At 38.0% G+C, this 17,067-nt stretch carries 15 protein-coding genes; 3 read left to right on the forward strand and 12 right to left on the reverse strand.

The features are described 5' to 3' along the window. Positions 1 to 7 precede the first annotated feature (7 nt). The 4 genes from IPM47_11280 to IPM47_11295 form a co-directional block, all read right to left on the reverse strand. Positions 8 to 241: a MoaD/ThiS family protein gene (locus IPM47_11280; protein ID QQS27487.1), complete on the reverse strand. Its 234-nt coding sequence runs from the start codon at positions 239 to 241 to the stop codon at positions 8 to 10. Further along, a complete protein-coding gene (locus tag IPM47_11285; GenBank protein ID QQS27488.1) occupies positions 231 to 842 on the reverse strand; it encodes a molybdenum cofactor guanylyltransferase in 612 nt (203 codons plus the stop codon). The genes IPM47_11280 and IPM47_11285 overlap by 11 nt, the downstream gene beginning before the upstream one ends. 47 nt (positions 843 to 889) lie before the next feature. Beyond that, a complete protein-coding gene (locus IPM47_11290) occupies positions 890 to 1,774 on the reverse strand; it encodes a bifunctional 5,10-methylene-tetrahydrofolate dehydrogenase/5,10-methylene-tetrahydrofolate cyclohydrolase (protein QQS27489.1) in 885 nt (294 codons plus the stop codon). A gap of 97 nt (positions 1,775 to 1,871) precedes the next feature. Next, positions 1,872 to 2,717: a universal stress protein gene (locus tag IPM47_11295; protein QQS27490.1), complete on the reverse strand. Its 846-nt coding sequence runs from the start codon at positions 2,715 to 2,717 to the stop codon at positions 1,872 to 1,874. A gap of 271 nt (positions 2,718 to 2,988) precedes the next feature. Here IPM47_11295 and IPM47_11300 point away from each other — a divergent pair, with 271 nt between their 5' ends. Further along, positions 2,989 to 3,819, forward strand: a complete 831-nt coding sequence (locus IPM47_11300) for a hypothetical protein (protein ID QQS27491.1) — start codon at positions 2,989 to 2,991, stop codon at positions 3,817 to 3,819. A gap of 165 nt (positions 3,820 to 3,984) precedes the next feature. Then, entirely contained in the window at positions 3,985 to 4,671 is a 687-nt protein-coding gene (locus IPM47_11305) for a serine/threonine protein phosphatase (protein QQS27492.1), read from the forward strand. Between the two features lie 27 nt (positions 4,672 to 4,698). Here the strand turns inward: IPM47_11305 and IPM47_11310 are convergent, their stop codons facing one another. The 3 genes from IPM47_11310 to IPM47_11320 all read right to left on the reverse strand — a co-directional run bounded on the left by IPM47_11310 (position 4,699) and on the right by IPM47_11320 (position 9,361). Further along, complete coding sequence (locus IPM47_11310; GenBank protein QQS27493.1) at positions 4,699 to 5,976, reverse strand: DEAD/DEAH box helicase; 1,278 nt, start codon at positions 5,974 to 5,976, stop codon at positions 4,699 to 4,701. A 230-nt stretch (positions 5,977 to 6,206) separates the two neighbouring features. Continuing rightward, the gene (locus IPM47_11315) at positions 6,207 to 7,880 is read right to left on the reverse strand and encodes a DUF1501 domain-containing protein (GenBank protein QQS27494.1); all 1,674 of its coding nucleotides are present in this window, start codon (positions 7,878 to 7,880) and stop codon (positions 6,207 to 6,209) included. A gap of 14 nt (positions 7,881 to 7,894) precedes the next feature. Continuing rightward, positions 7,895 to 9,361, reverse strand: a complete 1,467-nt coding sequence (locus IPM47_11320) for a DUF1800 domain-containing protein (protein QQS27495.1) — start codon at positions 9,359 to 9,361, stop codon at positions 7,895 to 7,897. A gap of 200 nt (positions 9,362 to 9,561) precedes the next feature. On the opposite strand from IPM47_11320, the gene IPM47_11325 reads away from it, so the two are divergent. Beyond that, the gene (locus tag IPM47_11325) at positions 9,562 to 12,000 is read left to right on the forward strand and encodes a choice-of-anchor J domain-containing protein (protein ID QQS27496.1); all 2,439 of its coding nucleotides are present in this window, start codon (positions 9,562 to 9,564) and stop codon (positions 11,998 to 12,000) included. A 293-nt stretch (positions 12,001 to 12,293) separates the two neighbouring features. Here IPM47_11325 and IPM47_11330 read toward each other — a convergent pair whose 3' ends face one another. The 5 genes from IPM47_11330 to IPM47_11350 form a co-directional block, all read right to left on the reverse strand. Next, positions 12,294 to 12,695: a hypothetical protein gene (locus IPM47_11330; GenBank protein QQS27497.1), complete on the reverse strand. Its 402-nt coding sequence runs from the start codon at positions 12,693 to 12,695 to the stop codon at positions 12,294 to 12,296. Positions 12,696 to 13,174: 479 nt separating this feature from the next. After that, positions 13,175 to 13,666, reverse strand: a complete 492-nt coding sequence (locus IPM47_11335; protein QQS27498.1) for a DUF4199 domain-containing protein — start codon at positions 13,664 to 13,666, stop codon at positions 13,175 to 13,177. A 30-nt stretch (positions 13,667 to 13,696) separates the two neighbouring features. Further along, positions 13,697 to 15,628: a tetratricopeptide repeat protein gene (locus tag IPM47_11340; GenBank protein ID QQS27499.1), complete on the reverse strand. Its 1,932-nt coding sequence runs from the start codon at positions 15,626 to 15,628 to the stop codon at positions 13,697 to 13,699. A 41-nt stretch (positions 15,629 to 15,669) separates the two neighbouring features. Further along, positions 15,670 to 15,900 (reverse strand): PspC family transcriptional regulator, encoded by a 231-nt coding sequence (locus tag IPM47_11345; protein QQS27500.1) that lies wholly within the window; start codon positions 15,898 to 15,900, stop codon positions 15,670 to 15,672. Between the two features lie 166 nt (positions 15,901 to 16,066). After that, on the reverse strand, positions 16,067 to 17,062 hold the full coding sequence (locus IPM47_11350; protein QQS27501.1) for a glycosyltransferase family 9 protein: 996 nt from the start codon (positions 17,060 to 17,062) through the stop codon (positions 16,067 to 16,069). Between the last annotated feature and the right edge of the window lie 5 nt (positions 17,063 to 17,067).

Raw genomic sequence — 17,067 nt, forward strand, 5'->3', positions numbered from 1 at the left:
GCCCGAACTATCCACCTGAAAAGGGTGGGAGAAAGGCTATTGTATCATTTTCTTTTAGCTCAGTTGGTTGGGATATGATTTTCTGGTTGACAGCAAGAACATAATCTGAAGTAGTGAGTTGAGGAAACTTTTGGGAGAGATAATTAATAAGTTCAGTAGTTGAATGAATATTAGAAAGTTTAAAGGAATTGTTTCCAAAAATATCGGCAATTTGTCCGAAGGACAGAATGTTAATTTCCATGGGTTAAATTATTTAAGGCGTTTGTTACATCTGAAGGCGTATTGAGATTTGTGAAAAAAGTAGGAAAAAACAATGGATTGTTTTCAATATCAATTATGGAAGTTTCAAAATGTGAGATTATATTTTGAAGTTTAAGAACATTTTTTTGCAATAGAATTTCCCAGGCATCTAAACAAGAGGTATGATACATGCCAAAAAGTGGTTGAGGAACTCCCTGAAATTGAGTCAGAATAATTTGAGCAGAATTGGATTGATTTAAGAACCATAGAATAGAATCAGATGTAATAAAAGGCATATCACAACTGAAAATAAAGATATAGTCATTTCTAACAGAACTATGTTTTAATGCACTATAGATGCCTCCCGCCGGCCCTTTATTCTGATAATAATCGGGTATTACCTCAAAACCAAATTTCGAGTACCTATCGTTATTGGTAACAATAATTATAGAACTGAGAGCTTGTTTGATTTTTTGAATTATAAATTCGGCAAGTGTTTGTTGCCCAAATAACATCAACCCCTTGTCCTGCCCCATTCGCGAACTTTTTCCTCCCGCAAGAATATAACCGGGTACAGTAGAAATTTGAGCAAGGTGATTCATGTTTTAAGAATTAAAATCACTGAGATCGGCGCAATAGTTTGTGATAGTTACTGTAAATATACCATGTTTTTCGCCGATTTTAAGGTATTGAGCAGCAAAGAAACCACAGTCATCGGCCCTACTCCTCCTGGAACCGGGGTAATAAAACTGCATTTTGGGGCGACCTCTTTAAATTTTACATCGCCAACAATCCTATATCCAGTTTTTTTACTCGAGTCTTCTATTCTCGTAATACCCACATCAATTACTACGGCATCTTTTTTAACCATATTGCCTTTAATGAATTCTGGATTGCCAAGTGCAGCAATTAGTATATCAGCTCGTTTTGTGAACTTTGGAAGATTTTTTGTGCGGCTATGACATAGGGTTACCGTACAGTTTCCGGGATAGGAATTTCTCGATAAAAGAATACTCATTGGTGTTCCTACGATATTACTTCTTCCTACCACCACACATTCTTTGCCGGAAGTTTCAATGCCGTTTCTTTCAAGCAGAAGCATGATTCCCAAAGGAGTTGCAGGCAAATAACATGGCAAACCTTGAGCCATTCTTCCTATATTGATGGGATGAAATCCATCCACATCTTTGCGAAAATTCACGGCCTGGGTGATGTTATTTTCATTAATATGCTTTGGTAAAGGCAATTGAACAATAAAACCGTCAATTGCCGTGGATTTATTGAGCCGTTCAATGGTTGCTAATAGTTCACTTTCAGAAATGTCTTTACTTAGGTTGAGAATTGTCGAATCAAAACCAACTTCTTTACAAGCCCTGATTTTACTTTGTACATAAGTTTGACTTGCTCCGTCATCACCTACTAACACTGCTGCTAAATGTGGAGTTTTCAATCCTGCTGATACAAGGGAATCAACTTCGGATTTGATTTCTTTTTTAATAATTTCTGCTAAATATTTCCCATCTAATAATTTCATGTTCAATGTGTTCTGAAGTTGGATATAAAAAGGCAAAAATACAAAACCCTCAAAGCTAATACAACTTTGAGGGTAGATTATGCTGTATAAATCAGGCTTATTTTCTAAAAGATAATAGTGGTATTTCTGTATGTTGGATAGTTTTCTGAGTGTTACTGGGGTTAAAAAGTTTTTCAAAAAATCCTCTTTTATGAGAAAGCATGGAAATTATGTCAATTTCTGCTAACCCAACATAACTCATCATGCCATCATAGAGATCGGTGTTTAAAAGAATTTGGGCGCAAATAGTCAGTTCCGTCAGACTTCTTAATTCATCTGCCAAAATTCGCAGATTGTTGGTTGCAATAGTTCGGGCTTTTTCACTAAGAACTATATGAACGAGGTGAACTTCTACATTAAAAGGTGTTACTATTTCTAGCAACCGAGCAAGAACCTCAATATCAGAATCGTCAAAATTTGAAAAATAAGCTACTTTGTGAATATTTTTAAATTTTGCATGTTCAGGAATAGCAAGTATTGGAATTGTGGCGTTCTCCAACATTTGAGAGGCATTACTACCCAAAAAAACTTCTTTAATGCCGCCGGCTCCTTTTGTTCCCATTACAACTAATTCAGCTTGGGTTTCCAAAGCTGCGTGGCAAACATTAGTTACTAAATCGCCTTCCAACAGCAGCAAATCCACAGGTTGACCTATAATACCCAAGGCAGCTGCTGTTTCACGCATTTTTTTAAATTCAATATTCTTTTGATAAAGTTGTTCTTCTTTTTCATTATCAATGATAGCCTGTGCAGTTCTGGATGGTGCTCTTGGGTCTATGAGAGGCAATTGAAAAGTATGAACAGCAGTGATGTCTGCATTGAATTTGGAAGCTAGTCCTAAGGCAAAGGCATAAGCATTGTTGGCATTAACAGAATAATCTGTAGGAACCAAAAGGTTTCTCATAAAATGTGCTATTAAAATAGTTTGGCTTTCATTCTAAAGGCAATAATAGGTATAATCAGTAAAATAGTTGAGCGTTGTCAAAAAAAAATGAAAAAAAGTGAAGATTTTATATTTGCAGATATTCACCTTTTCTCAGACCCTGCCTTTGATGATTGTAAGTAAACAAAAATCATTTAAAATTTAAAAAAACAAAACTGACATGAAAACCTCTTTCACTTCTTCAATTAAATCTTTAACCTTTTTTTCTAAAAACTTTTCAAAACAATTTACCATGAAAAACTTAGTTCGTTTCTCTTTCGTTGCGCTGATTTTTGCGCTATTTCTAACTTCTTCTGCATTTGGACAATCTCAAAAGTGTTTCACTTTTACTAATGGAGAAAGCCAAAATGCCTCAGACCTTCATATTGAGTTAAGCAAAGGATCATGTACTATTAAAAACATTGATGCTCAAGGCAGAGTGGGCGGCGTGTTTAAAGGTATAGCAGGAGGCGGTTCAAACAAAATAGATTTGTATAACGGTACAGTACCTGTTGGAGGATCTGTTGAAGTTTGTTTCAGCTTTGATGGTACAGACCCTGATGTTAGAAAATGGTTCTGGTCTAAAGGAATGCAAAATAACGATCCGAAAAGACCCATTATGTTGGGAACAGTAAAAACCCCTCAAGCCGGTCAGACAATATTAACCTCCGTTACTCCGAATACAGATGGTGTTATTATCAATCCCAATGGAACTACTGTAGTAACAGTAAACACAGACATTCCATACACAAACGGTGAAAATGTTGTAATATCAAATCCGACTACCACCAACAATAATCCGGTTAATAATAATCCTAACGCCAATTGTGCAGTAGATTGCAGTAAAATCAGCTATCGGTTGGGAACAGTTGCAACAGGTGGAGCTATATGTGTGGGTTTACCGGGCTCAGCTCCTGCCGGTGCAAGCATTACAGTTTCCGATGGAAAAGGTGGCACAACAACAGGTACAGCAAATGCAAACGGTTCGTTCCATATTGGTTGCGGCGGATTAAATGCTACACAAGGTGAGACGGTAACAGTAACAATTAACGGAGTAAGTTGCACGGTAATTGCCAGAAGATAACACAAGATAGTCTTTACAAAAAGAATTTCTAAAAAAAGTTTTTGCCTCTCCGATCTTTGATTGGAGGGGCAATTTCAATTTGTAATGAAATGGGTTAAGCCCGGAGTATCAAAAAAAACAGTAACTTTAGGGCTTAATTTATCAAATTTTCTATATTGAAGAATTATGGCAAGATATGCGATTTCGGATATTCACGGTTGTTGCCACACTTTTAAAAAACTGCTTTTCGACACTTTAAAACTACAGAAAACGGATGAGCTTTATTTGCTCGGAGATTATATAGACAGAGGTCCGGATAGTAAAGGGGTAATTGATCTTATTTTAAAATTGAAAGAAGACGATTATCAGGTTCAATGTTTGATGGGCAATCATGAAATGATGATGATTAGCCTTTTAGATGAAGGAAACTATGATAAATTTAACTGGAGATTTCAAGGTGGAGAAGAAACACTTAAAAGTTTCAATACTAATTATATTGGGGATATTCCTGACAATTACCTAAGTTTTATTAAAAATCTACCATTATTCTTCGAGTTGGAAGATTATTTTTTAGTACATGCAGGTTTCAGATTTCAAAAAAGTGGTTTTTTAGATGATGAAATGTCTATGCTTTGGATTCGGAATTGGCATTATACTATTCGTCCTGAATTATTAGGAGGAAAAGTTATAATACACGGACACACTCCTACTCCTAAGAATGAAATAGAAAAAATGTTGGAAGCAACCCCTTTTTTGGTTTTAGATATTGATGCAGGTTGCGTTTACAACAATTTTCATGGGATGGGGTACTTGTGTGCCTTCAATATGGATGACCAAACTTTAGTGTTTGAACCCAATATAGATCAATCATAAAAAAAGGGATTGATTTTAATTCAGACCTTATTTGTTTTTTACCAAAGTCAGTTTTCTTCGAAGCTCAATTTTTTTGGTAAAGTACTCCTTCTCTGAAGCCGACTTCGATTTTGACTTAACATTACCAGATAGAACAGGCTCTTGCTGAGGAAGAATAATTATCGGGGTATCTTTTTTCCTTAAAATAGGCAATTCATTAACGGCAATTTTTTTCCTGATTAGTTTTTCTATACTTTGAAGATAAGGTTTTTCTTCTTCGGCGCAAAATGAAAGTGCTGTTCCTTTAGCACCGGCCCTTCCGGTTCTTCCTATTCTGTGTACATAAGTTTCAGGAACATTGGTCATGTCATAATTGATGACATATTCAAGGTCATCTACATCAATACCTCGTGCTGCAATATCTGTAGCAACTAAAATACGGGTGGTTTGAGCTTTGAAATTAGATAAAGCTCTTTGTCTTGCATTTTGACCTTTGTTACCGTGAATTGCTTCTGCCTTAATTTGATTCTTCTGCAAAATTTTGACTACCTTATCTGCACCATGTTTTGTTCTCGTAAAAACTAATGCGGTTTTAATTGAAGAGTCATTCAGCACATCCACTAAAAGCTCAGGTTTTTGGTCTTTTTCAACAAAATAAATAAACTGTTGTATCAAGTCAACGGTGGAAGAAACGGGAGTAACAGAAACAGACATTGGATTATGCAAAATGGTCCCGGCAAGTTTGATAATTTCAGGGGGCATAGTTGCTGAGAAAAACAAAGACTGTCGCTTTTTAGGCAATGCAGCTAATATCTTTTTAACATCATGAATGAATCCCATGTCCAACATCCTGTCTGCTTCATCAAGCACAAATATTTTTATGTCATTGAGACTGATTATTTTCTGGTTCATCAAATCTAACAGCCTTCCGGGGGTTGCTACCAGAATATCTGTTCCGGTTTGAAGTTCGAGTACTTGGGGGTTTTGGCTTACTCCTCCAAAAATAACTGTTGATTTTACTTTAAGGAATTTTCCATAAGCGTTAAAGCTATCGTTGATTTGAATGGCCAGTTCTCTGGTTGGTGTAACAATCAGGCTTTTTATTTTCCTGTTTCTATCTAAAGACTTATTTTCGTTTAAGAGCTGGAGAATAGGAATTGCAAAAGCAGCAGTTTTTCCGGTTCCTGTTTGAGCACAACCAAGTAAATCAATCCCTTTTAGAACAATCGGAATAGCTTGTGCTTGAATAGGAGTGGGGTTAGTATAGCCTTCATCGTTCAGAGATTTTAAAATAGGATCTATAATTTGAAGTGAACTAAATTGCATATTTTTTTAAATTGGTACGTGCGGGCATCGGATAAAATTTACAGAATGACCGCAAAAATTTTCACAAAGATATGGATATTATAGGAAAAAATTTAAAAAAAAGTAAAATCTGTGGGTTAATTTGGTTCAAATTTTCTTTTTAATAAATCTAAGCGCTAAAAAAGCCGCCCCATTGAACTATGAGGCGGCTTTTATGAAAAAAATAACTTTTTGATTTTATAGATAGGTTATCACTCACCAACAGCAAAAAGGCGATTATAAGTTTTACCACCTGAATCAAGCTGATATATATATTCTCCCGCAGGCAAATTGTATTCCAGCCAGTTAAAATGAAACTTATAACTTCCCTTGTCATGATAGCTGTTGAACAAGGTAACCAAAGGTTGGGATGCTTTATTCATAATACGTAAACGTACAGTGCCTCCTGACAAAATAGCGTATTTAATAGTTGTTGCCCCGTATTCTGAATAATCAGGTTGATGTCCGAGCAACACTGCAGTGTCGTTTGAACCAATACTTGGTTGGCAAGCGTTTACCAATCCTTCTATCCTTGTATGAACATGTCCCAAGACTGCATCAACTATTGCAGGGTGCATACAAAACCAATCCTGAAGTAAAGTAGAATAAATACGTCTAAAATCAATTTCATAAGGAATATTACCCGGTCCAACCCAATTGCTTTGTGCAATATTAGGAGCAGTTCCAACAAAGCCGTTTCCTTCTAAACCATCTCCTAATAAAATTACAGGTGCTGCCTCTCCATGATCAGTACCAAAAGAACCATTTTGAAAAACTCTTCTTCCGAACTCAGAATGGGTTGCAATTAAGACATCCTGATTATGCCCTGTAGCCTGAAGGTCGTTATAGAAGGCTTGTACTGCATTGCCTATCCGGTTAAAGAGCGTGTTTTGACCTGTTAGTTGGTTAGCATGTGTATCAAAACCGTCTATAGATACCATATACACTTTTGTGCCCAGGTTTCCTTTTATTAAACGGGCAATGATTGCTAAATTTGTGGCTAAGGAATTGTTAGAGGGATAAGTAACTGCGGCAGTTGAAGAATCATAAGCAGATTTAATAGCTTGAGAATACCTAAAAGAGCTATTGGTAACTTGACGCATAAATCCTAATTCGCTTCCATAGAAACAATCAGGAAGATTTTCGGTGTCGTAAAGCTGTCCACTTTGTGCTATTTGGTAAAACTCGTTTGGATTATTAATTACTAAAGACATGCTTGTGTTTTCACCTCTAAACATGAGATTGCTTTCTGAACCTATCTGAATTGCAGGGGGAACACTTGGGGGGGCTTCGAGATATGCCGGATATTCTTGTTCAAGAAAACGTCCCAACCAACCTGAAGACCAATATTCATTAGTATTACTTGCAGTTGACCATATATCAGATGATCTGAAATGAGAAAGGTTTTGTTGGGGATATGCAACGTTATGAATTACTTTCATTTTGCCGGCCAACCATAAAGGGTGCAGATTGGTTAGCCCGTTATGCATTCCAATTCCGGCATCATTGTCAAGCATCACAATGTTTCCCATAGGCAGAGCAATATCCGGACGATGAGTGGTATAAGTACCGTAATCATAAACCGGTATTATAGTGTTTAGTCCGTCATTACCACCTTTAAGCCTGATTAGCACCAAAACCCTATCAGTATTGGCATTGCTCAATGCCGCCAATAAAGGAGATCTGGCCAGGGCATGAATATTAAGTCCGTTGATAGTTAAGGAAGAACCAATTGCTGCCAAACCTCCGGTTAACAGGAAATTTCGACGGCTCCATGATTTATGGGCTTTATCATGAAGTTTGCCATGTTCCAAAGCACTGCCGTCCTGTGTTTTTTCGTCAAGACCGGACTTAGATATATGATTGTGTTCGTGATGATCGCACATAATAATGATAGTAGTTAAGTGAGTTGAAATTCTGGTAATCTAATCAGGTAGCCAAGTAATGCAGCAATTTGGTCAGACGCTTCCGGCCAATCCAGGTTCCATGAATAATCCTGAAAATAGTTTTCAGGAATGTCAGCTTTAAAAACTTGTGTTGCGCTGTCATACATAGCTGAATCTGAAAGTCCGTTAGGCAAAAGATAGTCAGCTATGGCTGCAGCTACTATAGCCGGGTCATTTGAGTCATTGGTCAAATCTTTAGCAAGTTGAACCCAGTTATCTTCAGTAGCAGCATTTACTCCGGATGCCAGATAATCGCTTACGATATCCCATCGTCTTGTAAGAGTATCCTCTGTTATCCATGCGTGATGTCCCGGCCAACCTGCTACGTCAATTGGTTCATATAAAACCTGACCGAGCAAACCACAACCGTCTGCTATATAGTTTAACAGAGTATCGTCATAACTTATATTTAGTTGATGAAGGAGACCTGTAAAAAAGGCAGCAGGGCTTTTAATTGTTGCTCCTATAAAAATATCGTCAAAGAAGTGATTGCTTTTGAACAATTGCTTAAAAACAGGAACAAGTTCAAAATTACTATTGATGAAAGTAGTGGCTAAAGCGGAAACGATGGTTTCATCTGCCTGAGGATAAACGAAGTGCTGATAAATTTTACGGCAAATGTGATGGGCCACTTCACTGGCGCGGTATTGGAACAAAATGTCGTGAAGGTCGTCATAGTTCCAGTTGCCGGTTTGGCCAAAAATGGTTTTACTATTGGTATCAAATCGTGTCGGGTCGAACCATGCATCAATACAAGAACCGCCGGATGCCCGCCAACCTGTCAAAGCACGGGAAGCGGCGACAATATCAGCTTGAGTATATCCTATTCCTTCTCCAAGTGTAAATAACTCGAATAGTTCTCGGGCATAGTTTTCATTGGGATTGTTTTTAGTACTTAAAGCTCCATCTAAATACATCAGCATAGCCGGTGTTTTTCCTATTTCATAAACAAAATCTTTAAAATTTGCCAATCCATATTGTTGAAGACAACGGTGATACTGATAAAGATATTTGGAACAGGTATAAGTACTCCAACCGGTAACGAAATGGTTGTGCCAAAACAAAACTAATTTATCTCTGAACCCATTGACGGTGATATCTGTGAGCAGTCTTCTTCTCCATTCGCGCATGTGATTTCTGGCTTCGTTTCCAAATTCGGCAGCACTTGTATAACCATATAAAGGAATTAAGGTATAGTCTGCCCAAATTGGAGTAGGGGATAGGGGTAAGGCTGCTGCCTGATCTACAATCTGGTCAATCAAGGCAGAAGGAGTCAATAACAAAGCAGCTTCTACTTGTTGAGGTGTTGCACCTACACCCATTCTTCTGTAAAGATGCTGAATTCGCAGTTTATTCCATGGCTTGGAAACAGAGGGAACATAAGGACTTATATTTCCTGTAATGCAATCTGTTGTTGACATAGGCTTCGATAAATTTAAGGAAGTTTTGGAAGACCTTTTTGCTTTAACTTATTCGGTTGATTTCTGTTCTGCGTCCTTTTCAAGGCCAAGTTAGCCAATTTTTTTTCAAATAATTTTTGGAGTATTATTTTTTGCAAAAAAAATTCCGATTTTACACATTGATTTCGAGGGTTATCAAATTTCACTTAAATTCTGAGACAATGAGATATAAAAAATCCACCATTAACCTGCGTTTAGTTCCGTTTTTGATTTTATGTTTAAACAGTCTAAACTCGTTGGCTGACAGCGTTTTATATACGCAGAATTTCAATTCATGTACCGGACTTGCTGCTTCCGGTTGGACTACTTATTCTTTGCCTGCAGGTGCAAACTGGACTCTTGGAACACCGACAAACCCCGATGCAATGGGCTCAACTATGAACGGAAGTTGCTTTGTCTTTTTTGATGACGATCTTTTGGGTAATACCACACAGGCAAATGGAGTTTGGTTGCGTTCTCCCTCAGTCAATACTTCTGCTTATGCTAAAATTACGTTGGAATTTGATTTGCATTTTCGCAAACATGAAGTGTTAAACTCCTCTCTCGAAATTTATGTGTCAACTTCTACAACTGTACCCGGAACTCCGATAGCTACTTATCGAGAAAATGTTTCCGGCACACTTTATAGCCAAAATACTCATCAAACACTTGACATCTCTGCATTCAGAGGCTCAACAACCTATGTGTTTTTTAAATATAAAGATGGTGGAGGACAATCTTGGTGGGCAGGAATAGATAATTTTGAAATCAAAGGCACATCAAGCGTAACCTGTGCCAATGCGGAAACCCTGATTGTTTCAGGAAACTGTACCTCAGGTGCTAATGCACTTAATACCTTTAATGGTACGCTCCCGTCTTGTGAAACTGATACTGATGGTGCTGTCTGGTATAAATTTACCGCTCCTTCTTCCAATATCACTTTCACAACGAATGCAACCTTCAACGATGTTGTAACTATTTTCAGCGGTTCTTGTGCCGGACTGACAGAAATTGCATGTTTTAACAATGATGTTTTCGGCTTTGAGGGTGAAAGCAAATACTTAACCGGTCTATCAAACGGGGCTACCTATTATGTTAGGATAAGTGGAGCTACTCACACCTTTGGTGCTACTCAGGGAGGTTTTTGTTTATCTCTGATTAACGGCGGCAGCAATTCTACACCTCCCGGTAACGACCTTTGTATAAATTCAGTTCCTCTGATTATGAATCAAACTTGTACTGTAGGTCAGAACTTGTTTGCAGATATGGATGGTCCAATCCCTTCACTTAACAATAAGGCCGACCATTCTATCTGGTATAATTTTATCGCCCCTGCCAGTGGCAGTGTTGTCATTTCATCTGGCGCAAATTTTGCCGAAACCCTTACATTGTTCAGTGGAAACTGTGCCGGTTTAACTGAGGTTGCCTGTAACGATATGGGCAGAGAACTTTACGCTTCAGGCCTAAGTTCAGGCAATGTTTATTATCTTCAGGTAAGCAGTTTTTTCAATTCACTTTGGGGAGATGTATGTGTTCGGGTAAGCAATATTCCGTCAGGTGCACCTACCAATGATGTCTGTTCTAATTCTACCCTCTTAACAGTTGGTGCAACAGCCTGCACTTCCGGCTCTAACCTTTTGGCAACAATGGATGGTCCTACTCCCTCCTGTAATATTTTCCCCGATGCTTCTATTTGGTATCGGTTTGTTGCTCCTGCTTCCGGGCAAGTTAGGATTAGTTCCGGGGCAGATTTTAATCACACTGTTTCTCTTTATACCGGCAGTTGCGGAAGTCTGACACAAGTTGTATGCCTCGAAAATCCTGATAAATGTGGCGATCCTGTTTTGGTAAGCAACCTGACATCGGGCACGACCTATTATGTTCAGATTGCTTCTGTCAAAAATGCTTTTGGATATTTATATGGCAATGTCTGTGTGCGAATAACCAATGGAAACATTTCACCGGTAAAAGTAAAGGTCAAAGCTATGCTTGAAGGGGCTTATGACTCAAACACAGGGTTACTAACCAACAACCTCAATAGCTTAGGAGTACTTCCTTTAGCACAGCCTTACAGTGGCGCGCCCTGGAATTATGCAGGTCAGGAATGCTTAAATTTTCCTCCTGTAAATATGGTGGACTGGGTATTGGTCGAGTTGAGAAGTGCTGCGAATAGCAACACAGTTTCCGATAAAAAAGCAGCTGTTTTATTAACCGATGGAAGTATTGTTGACCCCGGAAGCGATGGGGTTTCGTTCTGGAATGTTTCACCTGCAAGTTATTTTATTGTTGTTCGCCATAGAAATCACCTCGATGTAATTAGCAGTGCAACAGTCGCCATTCCTAATTCGAGTGCTTACAGTTTCACGGCAGCAGCTACACAAGCTATGGGAACTAACCAGCTTAAAAACTTAGGAACCGGAATTTTCGCACTTCATTCAGGCGATTTGAATGGAGATGGGGTGATAACCGTGTCCGATTACAACCTTTTTGTTCAGCAGTCATCTTTTGTAAACGGCTATTATCCTGCAGACGCTTCCTTGGATAGAAGTGTAACAGTTGCCGATTTTAATTACTATCAGCCTAACGCAAGTATTTTGGGGGTTTCTCAAATCAGGTACTGATACTCAGAATTTTAGAACGTTTTATACTAAATCTTCTCGGCTTGTTAGCAGTCAGTAAAGTGGGTTTTTCATGCCAAAGAATGATTTTTGTATTATTGTTAGACTATTCTGAATTGAAATACGAATATGACATTCTAAGCAGATTTATTGGTTATTACAGGTGGATTTTACCATTTCCGGCGTAATGTTTTATATTGCTCCGGAAATGAAACCAATGATTTGTTCAAGATTTGTGAAATATCGGTTTAAAAAACTTACGATGTCTGTAAAAAACTAAGGAGTAATAACCAAAACTAAGGAGTAATTACCAAACCTAAGGAGGAATCGGTTAAACCTAAGGAGGAATCGGTTAAACCTAAGGAGGAATCGGTTAAACCTAAGGAGGAATCAGTTAAACCTAAGGAGGAATCAGTTAAACCTAAGGAGGAATCGGTTAAACCTAAGGAGGAATCAGTTAAACCTAAGGAGGAATCAGTTAAACCTAAGGAGGAATCAGTTAAACCTAAGGAGGAATCAGTTAAACCTAAGGAGGAATCAGTTAAACCTAAGGAGGAATCAGTTAAACCTAAGGAGGAATCAGTTAAACCTAAGGAGGAATCGGTTAAACCTAAGGAGGAATCGGTTAAACCTAAGGAGGAATCGGTTAAACCTAAGGAGGAATCAGTTAAACCTAAGGAGAAATGCAAAAATGACATGCTAAACAGCTTAAAAGGCATCTAAGCAGATGGAATTTACCATTTTCGGCATCATGTTTTTTATTGTTTCAGTAAAGTATAGGCTGATTTGCTCCGGACTTATGAAGTGTCGGTTGGTGAACTTTCTTTTGGTGTGCTGAGATATTGTATAAAAGGGATTGAGTGCCGAACTGAAAGGTGGCAGGAAGACAAGAAAAACAATTTCGGGTATAATCGGCTTACTTTCTTTGTTGAAAGCCCTATTGTCTAAAACAATAATACAGCTTTCGACCTAAAAGTTATATACTGTCATAGTTTTAAATGATAAACATAAGAAAATATAACAATCACCAAATCAAAGGCTATAATATTTCTCATATCCCTATAACAAGTCAGGGAGGTTTGTATAAATCAAAACACCTGTTGTTTTTTTATGCAACAGGTGTTTTGGCTTAATAAAATTTGGAATTAACCCTGTATGGTTGAGGCGTTTGTTTGAGTTAGGAATTGGAGGGAGTTTTACTTTTAACAAAAAATGCAACAATGGCTGAAGTAATTGTTCCGATTATGAATGATCCTACTGTACCTTGTATAATATAGCTTTTCAGATTAAAATAATTTTCGGCATCAGCCTGGGTCATTTTTCCGGTACGAACTGCATAATCAATGACATTTGGGAAATATTCCGGTGAAATTAATAGGGATATAATGCTTTGGGTAAGGGGGTTTAACAAGGTGATAATTAATGTTACGCTTATTCCAAAAATAAAGCCTTGTTTGTATGTCATGGTTCCGTTGTAAAAATTCTTTTTTTTATCACGCATGGCAAATACATATACTGCTATGGCAGGAATAAACACAAAATTAGTATATATCGGATGTTTGTCAATATGAATGCTGTGCAGACCGGCCAGTTTTTCAAGGAACATCCAAAGCAGCATCATACCTACAAAAATCAAAGCCCATTTAATTTCAGTTTGATAATTTTTCATTGTTTGTTATTTGGTTGGTAAGTTGAAGTACTAATTTTGCAACCCTTGTAAGTAATCGGCAGGAACCTGCAATCCCATTTTTTGAGCCTTTTGAGCATCTGATAATGCAGCCTGTTTGTTTCCCATAGCATTGTAAGAGTAGGATCGGTTCAGATAGTATTGTGGGATGGTATTGTTGATTTGGATGGCTTTGTTAAAATCTTGAAGAGATTCTTCATAACGTCCGAGTTTTTGTTTTGATACTCCTTTAGAATTCCAGATACCATCATGTTTTGGGTCGAGTTCTAAATACTTTGTAAAATCTTTCAGGGCAAGCTCATTTTGATCGAGAAGGTCATAGTGTATTCCGCGATTAAAGTAAATGCTTGAAAAACTAGGGTCGAGTTTTATTGCACTGTCAAAATCCCGCATTGCTTCTTCGTATCGTTTTCCCCTTACATGAATAATAGCTCGATTGGTGAGAGCTTTAACGTTTTCGGGGTCTAACTGCAAGGCTTTGTTATAATCGGCAAGAGCGAGGTCGTCTTTCATCTGATCGAAATAAATATTACCTCTGTTGTTATAGGTCAGTGGATATTGTGGGTTGATTTCTATCACCTTGTTATAATCCTGCATTGCTTTGTCGTTTTGTTTGATGCTTCGGTAATATACACCCCGATTATCATAAGCCACATCTGAACGGGGATATTTATTAATTACATCTGTCCAAAGTGTTTCACTGTTTTTCCAGACTTTTACCCTTTGAAATGTGAGCAGACTGAAAAATAGCAGTACAACGGCCGTTGCGCCCCAAATCAGGTTTTTGTACTGAGGTCTGTTTTGAAGAAACAAACTGATACCGGCAGTCAATGGAATGGCAAGCCCTAAATATGGAAGATAGGAGTATCGCTCGGCTATAATGGCACGCCCTACTTCGACAAACTGCAAAACCAACACAATATTGACGAGATAGAACCCCACTCCAAAAACCAGATAGCGTGTTTTTTTTGCACTCCAAACCACAGCACTTACAAATAGTGCGGCGGCAAACGGTGCAATCTGAAAAACAAGAGGCAAACTTCCTTTGGTAAGCGCCGGATAGGGATGAAGTGCTGAAAGTTTAAACGGAGCAAAAAACCGGACGATATAGTTCAGAAAACTATATGACGCAAACTGAATGTGTTGTAAAAACGAATAACGGGCGAACTCCGGCATTGCATCTTTAGATTGAATACCGACTGTTGCTAACCCGATCGCAATAGAAATGGGTAATAATGCTACTTTTTCCAGCATCATTTTTACCCCAAACCGGCGCCCTTTCAGGTAGTCAATCAATGGCAACACTAATGGCAATACAACAGCAGAAGGTTTAGAAAGTACTGATAAAACAAAAAACAAAGCAGTGAGTAAATACCACTTTACCGGAAAATTTAACTCTATATATTTAAGGTATGAAATGAGTGAAAGCAGAAAAAATGCAGTAAACAAGACATCTTTGCGTTCTGAAATCCAGGCAACAGACTCAACATGCATGGGGTGGAGGGCAAAAATTGCAGCCGTTACCCATGCTGCATATTCGTTTTTGTAGCCAAACAGAGCAAAAGTAAAATAGAAAACCAGTACTGTGTTCAATAAATGAAATATCAGATTGACAATATGATACCACTCCGGCGAAAGCCCTGAAATCTGATAATCAATTGCCAAAGACAAGATGGTCAGAGGGTGGTAATTGGAAGCAATTTGTTGCGTAAAAATAGTTTTTAAGTTCTGAGCGTTCAGGCTTTTTACAAACGGGTTTTCAGTGATGTAAAGCCCATCGTCCCAGGTATTGATTAACTCATTGGAAATAGAGGGGAGATAGACTAAGAGGGTTAACAGCAAAATTCCGCTTAAGGGAATCCACAATTTGCGATTTATAGAGATTAAACTTCCAGTATGTTCAGATTTTGTTTTCTGCTTTTTAAGTTCTTTGCGCTTAGACATGTATCTGCGGTTTGGTTGATAAGATAGGGAAGGATGGATAATCAGAGGTTGGTCAGAACTTTTTTGCTGCTACGGACATAATTTCGAAGATTGAGCACAAAAGCCATAGTCATATAGACAAACAAAGGTGAACCAAGGGTTAGAAAGGAAGTATAGACAAAAAACAAACGAATATGCCTGATGGGAATGCCCATTTTATCGCCAATATAGGAACATACACCAAATGCTTGAGTTTCCAAAAGGTTTCGCCAGTTGATAAGTAGATGTTTCATGGTTTAAATAGGATGGTTTAGTCGGTTGGTGGTTTTAATTCAATACAATTGTATTCTACACGGTTCCCTGTTGGCTTTATGTCCTTAATACTGGCAAATGTAAGAAGGATTTGGAAAAGAGATTTACAAATTGTTTACAGATTAAATCCAACACTAAATATTCTTTTCATAACTCATTAGCCAAATCAGCGATGTGGTTTTCATCAATGAATTCCATACACCTGAAATGTTTTTTTGGACAAGCTTCGAAACCGATTTTTGAACAAGGGCGGCAGCTTAGTCCCGAAACCTCGAACATAGTCGAGTTAGAAGGGTTTTTTAGTGGTAAATATGGATACATTCCAAACTCCGGAATGGTGTTTCCCCAAATGCTAATGATGGGTTTGTTAAAAGCCGCAGCAATGTGCATTAACCCTGTATCCGGTGTAATAACTTTGGTTGCCTGACGAATTATGGAAGCGGACTGCGTAAGGCTGAACTTTCCACATGCGTTAAAAACCTGATTGGGTAGCTTTTGAGAAAGTTTTTGCCCGGTTTCACCATCTTTTTCGTTTCCAAGTACAATGACCGGCATCTTCAAAAGCTCGCATATATTAAGCAGTTTATGAAATGGAAGACATTTGGTTGCATGAGCTGCCCCAACAGGCATAGCCACAAAATGTTTTGACCCCAAGCGTGGAAAAGTTTGAGCAATGTTTACTTCTTCTTCAAAAGGAATAAAGAAGTCCAGCCCCGCTCCATCGTTTTGTACACCCAGAAATGAAACAGTTTCCAAATACCTGTCCACAATATGCAGATTAGGGAGGCAATTATATTTAAACTGCACCATCAGCCATTTTTGAAGGTTCAGTTTTTGATAAGATTTTGACGGTATATTAAGGTTGCATTTGAGCAATAAAGTACGTTGGTTGTTATGCAGGTCTATCAGGTGAGTAAAATCTTCTTTTTTAAGTACCTCTGCGGTTTGCCTGACCGAATTCATCCAAAAGTGGATTTTTGAGATATAAGGGTTTGATCTCAGGATGCCGGAAAATTGCGGTTTGGTCAAAAAATGAATTTCAATATCAGGAATTTGAAGTTTCAGACATCTGATTACGGGGGTAGTCAGAACAATATCGCCTATTGAACTGAGCCGGATTATCAGGATTTTTAAAGGAGGCATATTTT

The sequence above is a fragment of the Sphingobacteriales bacterium genome (assembly GCA_016700115.1).
In the GTDB taxonomy this organism is placed as follows: Bacteria; Bacteroidota; Bacteroidia; order Chitinophagales; family UBA2359; genus UBA2359.